Origin of the sequence: Stappia sp., from assembly GCF_048261845.1 — a bacterium.
In the GTDB taxonomy this organism is placed as follows: domain Bacteria; phylum Pseudomonadota; class Alphaproteobacteria; order Rhizobiales; family Stappiaceae; genus Stappia.
Genome location: NZ_JBLXFR010000003.1, coordinates 160,328 through 168,959, shown reverse-complemented (window position 1 = coordinate 168,959; position 8,632 = coordinate 160,328). Strand labels below are relative to the sequence as shown.

Annotated in this window: 10 protein-coding genes and 1 pseudogene; all 11 read left to right on the top strand. The window is 68.6% G+C overall.

What is annotated here, in order from left to right; translation table 11 throughout:
- A pseudogene (locus ACN0T5_RS03110) lies at window positions 1-263 on the top strand (tRNA (adenosine(37)-N6)-threonylcarbamoyltransferase complex transferase subunit TsaD); the annotation flags it as partial.
- Complete coding sequence (locus ACN0T5_RS03105; RefSeq protein WP_417767152.1) at window positions 260-781, top strand: NUDIX hydrolase; 522 nt, start codon at window positions 260-262, stop codon at window positions 779-781. The pseudogene ACN0T5_RS03110 and the gene ACN0T5_RS03105, both read left to right, overlap by 4 nt.
- Window positions 778-1,794 (top strand): NAD(P)H-dependent glycerol-3-phosphate dehydrogenase, encoded by a 1,017-nt coding sequence (locus tag ACN0T5_RS03100; protein ID WP_417767151.1) that lies wholly within the window; start codon window positions 778-780, stop codon window positions 1,792-1,794. The genes ACN0T5_RS03105 and ACN0T5_RS03100 overlap by 4 nt, the downstream gene beginning before the upstream one ends.
- A gap of 99 nt (window positions 1,795-1,893) precedes the next feature.
- Window positions 1,894-2,181, top strand: coding sequence for a YciI-like protein (locus ACN0T5_RS03095; RefSeq protein WP_417767150.1), 288 nt, complete (start codon window positions 1,894-1,896; stop codon window positions 2,179-2,181).
- 3 nt (window positions 2,182-2,184) lie between these two features.
- Entirely contained in the window at window positions 2,185-2,607 is a 423-nt protein-coding gene (locus ACN0T5_RS03090; protein WP_417767149.1) for an EVE domain-containing protein, read from the top strand.
- Entirely contained in the window at window positions 2,604-3,272 is a 669-nt protein-coding gene (locus ACN0T5_RS03085; protein WP_417767148.1) for a class I SAM-dependent methyltransferase, read from the top strand. The genes ACN0T5_RS03090 and ACN0T5_RS03085 overlap by 4 nt, the downstream gene beginning before the upstream one ends.
- Window positions 3,273-3,428: 156 nt before the next feature.
- Complete coding sequence (locus ACN0T5_RS03080; RefSeq protein WP_417767147.1) at window positions 3,429-4,598, top strand: M20 aminoacylase family protein; 1,170 nt, start codon at window positions 3,429-3,431, stop codon at window positions 4,596-4,598.
- A 220-nt stretch (window positions 4,599-4,818) separates the two neighbouring features.
- Window positions 4,819-5,613, top strand: a complete 795-nt coding sequence (locus ACN0T5_RS03075; RefSeq protein WP_417767146.1) for a helix-turn-helix domain-containing protein — start codon at window positions 4,819-4,821, stop codon at window positions 5,611-5,613.
- Between the two features lie 12 nt (window positions 5,614-5,625).
- Window positions 5,626-6,408 (top strand): sulfite exporter TauE/SafE family protein, encoded by a 783-nt coding sequence (locus tag ACN0T5_RS03070; protein ID WP_417767145.1) that lies wholly within the window; start codon window positions 5,626-5,628, stop codon window positions 6,406-6,408.
- A 42-nt stretch (window positions 6,409-6,450) separates the two neighbouring features.
- Window positions 6,451-7,413, top strand: a complete 963-nt coding sequence (locus ACN0T5_RS03065) for a threonine/serine dehydratase (protein WP_417767144.1) — start codon at window positions 6,451-6,453, stop codon at window positions 7,411-7,413.
- Window positions 7,414-7,515: 102 nt separating this feature from the next.
- Window positions 7,516-8,628, top strand: coding sequence for a 3-isopropylmalate dehydrogenase (gene leuB / locus ACN0T5_RS03060; RefSeq protein ID WP_417767143.1), 1,113 nt, complete (start codon window positions 7,516-7,518; stop codon window positions 8,626-8,628).
- The last annotated feature ends 4 nt before the right edge of the window (window positions 8,629-8,632 follow it).

Genomic DNA, 8,632 nt, shown 5'->3' with positions numbered 1-8,632 from the left:
GCGGCGTGGCCCCGCGCGCCGCCGTCCGCGCCCGGCCCGACGAAGAGGCACGCCGGGCCGGCGCCCACCTGGTCGCGCCGCCGGGGCGGCCTTGCACCGACAACGCCGCGATGATCGCCTGGGCCGGGATCGAACGGCTGGTGGCCGCGCGCGAGGCCGGCATCGAGCTGGATGATCGCGACGCCAGCCCGCGACCGCGCTGGCCGCTCGACACGGAAACAGCCAGCCTCTTCGGCTCGGGGCGAAAGGGAGCCAAGGCGTGAACGATCCGCGATTCTTCGAAGGCACCGTCTGCGACCGCCTGCCCGAGCGCTTCGACCGGCTCAAGCACAAGGCCTATATCTATCTGACCTGCGGCCGGGAACTGCTGGTCTTCCGCCAGCCGGACCAGCCGGAAGTCGGCCTGCAGGTGCCCGGCGGCACCGTCGATCCCGGCGAAAGCCACCTGATCGCGGCCTGCCGCGAGTTCCGCGAGGAAACCGGCCTTGTCATGCAGCAGGCCCTCGACATGCTCGGCGAGCAGACCATCCTCTTCGACAATGCGCAGGGCCGCGATATCCATGCCCGCCGCCTCTACCATGCCCGATTGCACGAACGTGCCGCGCGGCGCGAGCGCTGGCAGCACTTCGAGATGACGCCGTCGGCCGGCGGCGATCCGATCCGCTTCGAGCTCTTCTGGATCGACATCTCCCAGGCACTCGCCCTTGGCGCGGCACGCTTCTTCACGGGCTTCCATGCGCCACTCGCCGAGCTTGGCCGCAGGCTGGAGCAACAGCCATGAGCGACACGCGCCAGCCGGCCCCCATCGACCGGATCGCCATCATCGGCGGCGGCGCCTGGGGCAGCGCGCTGGCGCTCACCGCCGCGCGCGCCGGCCGGCAGGCAATGCTCTGGGCCCGCGATCCGCAAACGGTGCGCTCGGTCAATGCCGGCAAGGGCAACCCGGTCTACCTGCCGGACGTTGCCTTCGACCACGCGATCGCGGCAACCGGGGACATCGCCGCTGCGGTGGCGGACGCCGATGCCGTGCTTCTGGTGACACCCGCGCAGACGACGCGGGCAATGGCTGAAACACTCGCCCCCCATCTGGCGCCCGGCACGCCGGTCATCCTTTGTGCCAAGGGCATCGAGCGCGACACCGGCCTGCTGCTCGGCGAGGTGCTGAGCCAGGCGGCCCCCGGCTGCCGGCCCGCTGTTCTCTCCGGCCCGAGCTTCGCCGGTGACGTCGCGCGCGGCCTGCCGACGGCCGTGACGCTTGCCGCCGCGGACGGCGCCCTCGCCGACGCGCTCTCGCAAGCCCTGGCCAGCGCCCAGTTCCGCCCCTATGCCTCGACAGACCTTGTCGGCGTGCAGGTCGGCGGCGCGCTGAAGAACGTGCTGGCGATCGCCTGCGGCGCCGTGGCCGGCAAGGGCTGGGGGGCAAGCGCGCTGGCAGCGCTCACCGCGCGCGGCTTCGCCGAGTTGACGAGGCTCGGCCTTGCCCTCGGAGCAAGGCCCGAAACGCTCACGGGCCTCTCCGGTCTGGGCGACCTCGTGCTCACCTGCTCCTCGCCGCAATCGCGGAACTTTGCCTTTGGCATGGCGCTGGGGGAGGGCCGCACGGTGACGGAGCTTGCCGCCGGCGGCAAGCTCGCCGAGGGCGTGCATTCGGCCGCCATTGCCGTCGACCTTGCCGCCCGCCACGGCATCGAGATGCCGATCGGCACCGCCGTGTCCGCCGTCCTTGAGGGGCGCATCGGTCTCGACGCGGCGCTGGCCAGCCTGATGACCCGCCCCTTGCGCCGCGAAGCGTGATCGCGCCCCGCACGGGCGACGGCTTGCGGCCGCCGGCGAACCGGTTATCTATTGCCGCACAGTAGTTTTGTGCTTCAGAAGAAATCAGGAAGGACCGCCATGCTCTACGCCCTGATCTGCACCGACAAGCCCGGTGCCCTGCAGATCCGTCTCGACAACCGCGCCGACCACCTCGCCTTTCTCAAGGCCATGGGCGACAAGCTCAAGGCCGCCGGCCCCTTTCTCGACGACGACGGCGGCATGACCGGCTCGCTGGTGGTGATCGAGGCCGCCAATCGCGACGAGGCGCTCGCCGTCGCCTCCGAGGACCCCTATGCCCGCGCCGGCCTGTTCGAGAGCGTCGAGATCCGCCCGTGGAACTGGGTCATCAAGAATCCGGAGAGCTGACCCATGCGCTACTGGCTGTTCAAGTCCGAACCGGACAAGTGGTCCTGGGAGAAGCAGAAGGCGAAGGGCGAGGCCGGCGAACAGTGGGACGGCGTGCGCAACTACCAGGCACGCAACAACATGCGCGAGATGAAGCTCGGCGATCGCGGCTTCTTCTACCATTCCAATGACGGCAAGGAGATCGTCGGCATCGTCGAGGTCTGCGCCCTTGCCCATCCCGACACGACGACCGACGATCCGCGCTGGGAATGCGTGGACATCAAGGCGGTCCGCGACGTGCCCAAACCGGTGACGCTCGCCGACGTCAAGGCCGAGCCGAGGCTTGCGCAGATGTCGCTCGTCACCTCGATGCGCCTGTCGGTGCAGCCGGTGACGGAAGAGGAGTGGAAGATCGTCTGCGAAATGGGCGGCGTCGCCGACGCATGACGCCGCTGCCCGATCCGCGCGCCTTCGTACTGGCGAACACGCGGGTCCACCGGGTGCCGCACGCGCCGGAAATCCGCCTGCATCTCGCCGACGAGGCGGTGGCCCTTTGGCAGAAGACCGAGGACGATCTCGGCGCCATCGGCCTGCCGCCGCCGTTCTGGGCCTTTGCCTGGGCCGGCGGGCAGGCGCTCGCCCGCTACCTGCTCGACAATCCGGGTACGGTCTCCGGGCGCAGCGTCCACGACTTCGCCACCGGGTCGGGGCTTGTCGCGATCGCCGCGATGATGGCCGGCGCCGCATCGGTCACCGCCTGCGATATCGACCGTTTCGCGCTCGCCGCCGCCCGCCTCAACATGGAGCTGAACGGCGTCGCCTTCGAGTTGTCCGGCGAGGACCCGCTCGCCCTTCCGCCGCCGGAGGCGGAGGTGGTCCTGACGGGCGACGTCTTCTACGAAAAGCCGATGGCGACCCGGGTGCTCGCCTGGGCCGACCAGGCACTGGCCGCCGGGTCGCGGGTCCTGGTCGGCGATCCCGGCCGGACATACCTGCCCCGGGAGCGGCTTGAATGCCTCGCCACCTATGACGTACCGGTGAACCGGTCGCTGGAGGATTTCGGGATCAAGCGCTCCAGCGTGTTCGAACTGCGCGCGCCCGCCTCCGCTTGACGCAGCGGCGTGCGCGAAATCCGGCGGAAGGGGCACTCGAAATCATCGCCGGGACTTGCGCGACGGCCCGTTTTCGGCGTCAGATACGGCCCTCTTCGCGGCCATGTCGGCAATTTCGCCGCACTCCGCCCCATCCGACAGCTTTCGAGGACCGTCATGCCGATCATCAATCGTTTCGCCGACCTCTCCGAGGAAATCACCGAGTGGCGTCGCGACATTCATGCCCATCCGGAACTGCTTTACGACACGCACCGCACCTCGGAAGTGGTCGCTGAAAAGCTGAAGGCCTTCGGCGTCGACGAGATCGCCACCGGCATCGGCCGCACCGGCGTCGTCGGCGTGATCAAGGGCCGTGGCACCGGGTCGGGCAAGGTCATCGGCCTGCGCGCCGACATGGACGCACTGCCGCTCGACGAGATCACCGGCAAGCCCTATGCCTCGACCGTTCCGGGCAAGATGCATGCCTGCGGCCATGACGGTCACACCGCCATGCTGCTGGGCGCGGCCAAGTATCTTTCCGAGACCCGCAACTTCGACGGCACCGTGGTGGTCATCTTCCAGCCGGCGGAAGAGGGCGGCGCCGGCGCCAAGGCGATGATCGACGACGGGCTGATGGACCGCTTCGGCATCCAGGAAGTCTACGGCATGCACAACATGCCGGGCGCGCCGGTCGGCACGTTCCACATCCGCCCGGGCTCGATCATGGCCGCCGCCGACCGGATCCAGATCGACATCGAGGGCGTCGGCGGCCACGCCGCCAAGCCGAACGACGTGGTCGACACCATTCTCGTCGGCAGCCACATCGTCCAGGCGGTCCAGTCGATCGCCAGCCGCAATGTCGATCCGCTGAAGTCCGTGGTCGTCTCGATCACCACCTTCAACGCCGGCTTCACCGACAACGTCATCCCCCAGACGGCCGTGCTGCGCGGCACGGTGCGCACGCTCGACGCCGATGTCCGCGACCTTGCCGAAAAGCGGCTGAAGGAGATCGTGCCGACCATCGCCGCCGCCTTCGGCGCCAAGGCCAGCGTCAACTACATCCGTGACTACCCGATCACGGTGAACCACGATGCGCAGACCGACTTCGCCGTCGGCATTGCCCGCGACATCGCCGGTGCCGACAATGTGGTGACCGACGTCGCCCCGACGATGGGCGGCGAGGATTTCTCCTTCATGCTGCAGGAGCGTCCCGGCGCCTTCATCTTCGCCGGCAACGGCGACAGCGCGATGCTTCATCATCCCGCCTACGACTTCAACGACGAACTGATCCCGGTCGGCTGCTCCTACTGGGTGAAGCTTGTCGAGACGGCAATGCCGGCGGGCTGACGCCATCGCGTGACAAGCGCGGGGAACGGAACCCTTTCCCGCGCTGCCCTTTCGGACAACCTGCGCCTGCCCGGGCGCGGGTTGCCCGGGCGTTCTGCAGGCGCCCGTGCCCGGCTCCTTTCGAGACGGGCGCGATCCTGCATCCGGAGATCGCGCGGGCTCGCGCGCGCCCATACTTGCAACCACGCGCCCACGACCCGGCGCCAACGACCTCGCGTCCATGCCCCCTGTCGTCTCCCGACTGTCGCTGCTGACCGCCTACGCACTCGCCGGCGCGCTGATCGGGGTGGTCGTGATACACCCTGCCGTGCTTGCCATAACCTGGATCGAGTACAGCGCGCTGGTGCCCGAGGCGCCTACGCTGACCGCATTCCTGACCGACCGGCTGTTGCTTCTCGTCGTGCCGCGCCACCTGCACATGGCGGTCGCCTTCGCCCTGGTGGGAGCCTTGGTGGGCCTCGGCTTCGGTTTCTTCACCCGCGCCTACCTGGATCTCTCGCGCGGCATCCGCTTCTTTCGCGAGATCCATGGCGACGAGATCCCCGCGCTGATCCGGGGCGGCGAGACGGCGAGCGTCGAGTTCAAGTCGACCATGCGCTGGGACATCCAGGAACAGCGCGTCAACAAGGCCCTGGAGAGCGTGATCGCCAAGACCATTGCCGGCTTTTTCAACGCTCGCGGCGGCCGTTTGCTGATCGGTGTCGCCGACGATGGCGCCCTGTTCGGCCTCGAGGCCGATTACGCGACGCTGCGCCATGGCAACCGGGACGGCTTCGAGCGCGCCATCGCCGACATCGTCACACGGCTTCTCGGCGGCGATCTCTGCCCGGCGCTGCAAACCACCTTCACCAGTGTCGAGGGCCGCGACATCTGCATGGTGCTGGTCCAGCCGGCGCCGCGCGCCGTCTATCTGGAAGATGCCGGCAAGACCCGCTTCTATGTCCGCAGCGGCAACTCCACCCGTCAGCTCGAACTGCGCGAGGCGATGGAATATGCCCGCACCCGCTGGCCCTGAGGCAACCCGGAGATGGCCGAATTTTCCGAGCTTCCCGGCCTTCTCGCAGCACCCGGCATGTCCGTTGCGGCGCAGGTCCTGCTGGTGCTCGTCAGCTTCGTCACCTCGGCGGTGTCCGCCGCCTTCGGCCTTGGCGGCGGCATGATGCTGATCGCCATCATGGCTCAGGCAATGCCGATCCCGGCCCTGGTGCCCGTGCACGGTGTCGTCCAGATGGGCTCCAATGCCGGCCGCGCGCTCGTGTTGCTGAAGCACGTCAACTGGCCGGCGGCCCTGTGGTTCATGCTCGGCGCGTCGGCCGGAGCCCTCGCCGGCGGCGCCGTCTCCGTCTCCCTGCCGGCGGCCGCCGTGCGCCTTGGCCTTGGATTGTTCATCCTGTGGATGGTCTGGGGCACCTCGCCGCGCTTCGACCGCGCCCCGAAACGGGCGATGGCCGGCGCCGGCTTCATCGCGACCGGTCTCAGCATGATCTTTGGTGCCACCGGCCCGATCGGCGGCGCGGTCCTTTCAGCCATCGGCCTTTCGCGACAGGCCTTCGTTGCCACCCAGGCGGTCACCGCGCTGGTGATGCATGTCTTCAAGATCGTCGTCTTCGGCCTGCTCGGCTTCGTCTTCGCGCCGTGGCTGGGCCTCGTCCTCATGATGATCGCCAGCGGTTTCCTCGGCACGCTTGCAGGCACCAGGCTGCTGGCGCGCATGCCCGAATCAACGTTTCGAACCGGCTTCCGCCTTGTCATGACGCTGCTCGCCGGCAGCCTTCTGCTGCGCGGGCTTGCCGACCTTTTTACCGCCTGACGTCCCCTCGTCCGGACCCCGACTGAATCAAGGATCCTTTCCATGACCCTACCGACCCCGCAATCCGGCCTTCCGGTGACACCCGCCGACATCGAGGCCGCCGCCAGCCGGATCGCCGGCCATGTCCGGCGCACGCCGGTGATCGACAGCGGTGCCGGGTCCTTCGGGCTCGACATCTCCGTCTCGCTGAAACTGGAACAGCTGCAGCATTCCGGCTCATTCAAGGCCCGCGGCGCCTTCAACACGCTACTGTCCTCGGACGTGCCGGAAGCAGGCGTCGCGGCCGCTTCCGGCGGCAATCACGGTGCCGCTGTCGCTCATGCGGCCCGCACGCTCGGGCTGCCGGCGGACATTTTCGTGCCGGAAACCTCCTCGCCCGCCAAGATCGCCCGCATCCGCGCCGCGGGCGCGCGCCTGCATGTGGGCGGCGCGCGCTACGCCGACGCGGCCGAGGCCTGCGCCCGGCACCGTGCCGAAACCGGCGCGATGGACATTCACGCCTACGATGCGGCACAGACCATCGCCGGACAGGGCACCACGGCGCTGGAATGGCTGGAACAGGTGCCCGATCTCGACACGGTGCTGATCGCCGTCGGCGGCGGCGGGCTGATTTCCGGCTGCGCACTGTGGCTCGAGGGCCGGGTCAAGGTCGTCGCCGTCGAGCCGGAGGGGTCCTGCGCCCTGCATGCGGCCCTTGCCGCCGGCGCTCCGGTCGACGTCACGGTCGACAGTCTCGCTGCCGACAGTCTCGGCGCGAAACGCTGCGGCGACCTCGTCCACGCCATCTGCGCAACACGCATCGGGGCAAGCGTTCTGGTCAGTGACGATGCCATCCGCGACGCGCAGACGCGGCTCTGGCGCGACCTGCAGACGGTTGCAGAACCCGGCGGCGCGACGGCGCTCGCCGCGCTCACCTCCAGTGCCTACAGGCCTGCGCCGGGCGAACGGGTCGGCGTGCTGGTCTGCGGCGGCAATGTCGCGCTCGACACGCTCGCCGCCCCGTAACCGGCGACGAGGCGCCACCGCAACGGCTTGCCATCCGCATCGCGAGGCTCTAGCAGAAGCGGAAAACAGGTTTCACGCTTCCAACGAACGAGGATACGCCCCATGACAACCCACACGCTTCTTCTCCTGCCCGGCGACGGCATCGGCCCGGAAATCATGGTCGAGGTGAAGAAGGTCCTTGCCTGGTTCAACGCGCGCGGCACGGTCAGCTTCGAGACGGAAGAGGATCTTGTCGGCGGTGCGGCCTACGATGCCCATGGCAAGGCAATCTCCGACGCCGCGATGGACAAGGCGATGGCCGCGGACGCGGTTCTGTTCGGCGCGGTCGGCGGACCGAAGTGGGACGGCGTTCCCTATGACGTGCGCCCCGAGGCCGGCCTGCTGCGCCTGCGCAAGGACATGCAGCTCTTCGCAAACCTGCGCCCGGCGATCTGCTATCCCGCGCTTGCCGACGCCTCTTCGCTGAAGCGCGACGTGGTCGAGGGCCTCGACATCCTGATCCTGCGCGAACTCACCGGCGGCGTCTATTTCGGCGAGCCGAAGGAGATCACCGAACTCGGCAACGGCCAGAAGCGCGCCGTCGATACCCAGGTCTACGAGAGCTACGAGATCGACCGCATCGCCCGCGCCGCCTTCGAGCTTGCCCGCACCCGTGGCGGCAAGGTCACCTCGATGGAGAAGCGCAACGTCATGAAGTCCGGCGTGCTCTGGAACGAGGTCGTCACCCAGGCCCATGCCGACGGCTACCAGGACGTCACGCTGGAGCACATGCTTGCCGATGCCGGCGGCATGCAGCTCGTTCGCTGGCCCAAGCAGTTCGACGTGATCGTCACCGACAACCTGTTCGGCGACATGCTCTCGGATGTGGCGGCCATGCTCACCGGCTCGCTCGGCATGCTGCCCTCCGCCTCGCTCGGCGCGCCCGATCCCGCAACCGGCAAGCGCAAGGCACTCTACGAGCCGGTGCATGGTTCAGCCCCGGACATTGCCGGTCAGGGCGCGGCCAATCCGATCGCCATGATCGCCAGCTTCGCCATGTGCCTGCGCTATTCCTTCGAGCTCGTGGCCGAGGCCGACCTGCTCGAAAAGGCGATCTCCGCGGCACTCGACAAGGGCCTGCGCACCCGCGACATCGCCGGCAAGGGCGAAGCCACGATCAGCACGTCCGCAATGGGCGATGCCATCGTCGCCGAACTGGACGCCTTGAGCGCCTGACAAC

Coding starts and splice junctions, on each gene's coding strand:
- ACN0T5_RS03080 (WP_417767147.1), top strand. CDS start 3,429: ATGCCGATCATCAATCGTTTCGCCGACCTCTCCGAGGAAATCACCGAG.
- ACN0T5_RS03090 (WP_417767149.1), top strand. CDS start 2,185: ATGCGCTACTGGCTGTTCAAGTCCGAACCGGACAAGTGGTCCTGGGAG.
- ACN0T5_RS03085 (WP_417767148.1), top strand. CDS start 2,604: ATGACGCCGCTGCCCGATCCGCGCGCCTTCGTACTGGCGAACACGCGG.
- ACN0T5_RS03075 (WP_417767146.1), top strand. CDS start 4,819: ATGCCCCCTGTCGTCTCCCGACTGTCGCTGCTGACCGCCTACGCACTC.
- leuB (WP_417767143.1), top strand. CDS start 7,516: ATGACAACCCACACGCTTCTTCTCCTGCCCGGCGACGGCATCGGCCCG.
- ACN0T5_RS03065 (WP_417767144.1), top strand. CDS start 6,451: ATGACCCTACCGACCCCGCAATCCGGCCTTCCGGTGACACCCGCCGAC.
- ACN0T5_RS03095 (WP_417767150.1), top strand. CDS start 1,894: ATGCTCTACGCCCTGATCTGCACCGACAAGCCCGGTGCCCTGCAGATC.
- ACN0T5_RS03070 (WP_417767145.1), top strand. CDS start 5,626: ATGGCCGAATTTTCCGAGCTTCCCGGCCTTCTCGCAGCACCCGGCATG.
- ACN0T5_RS03100 (WP_417767151.1), top strand. CDS start 778: ATGAGCGACACGCGCCAGCCGGCCCCCATCGACCGGATCGCCATCATC.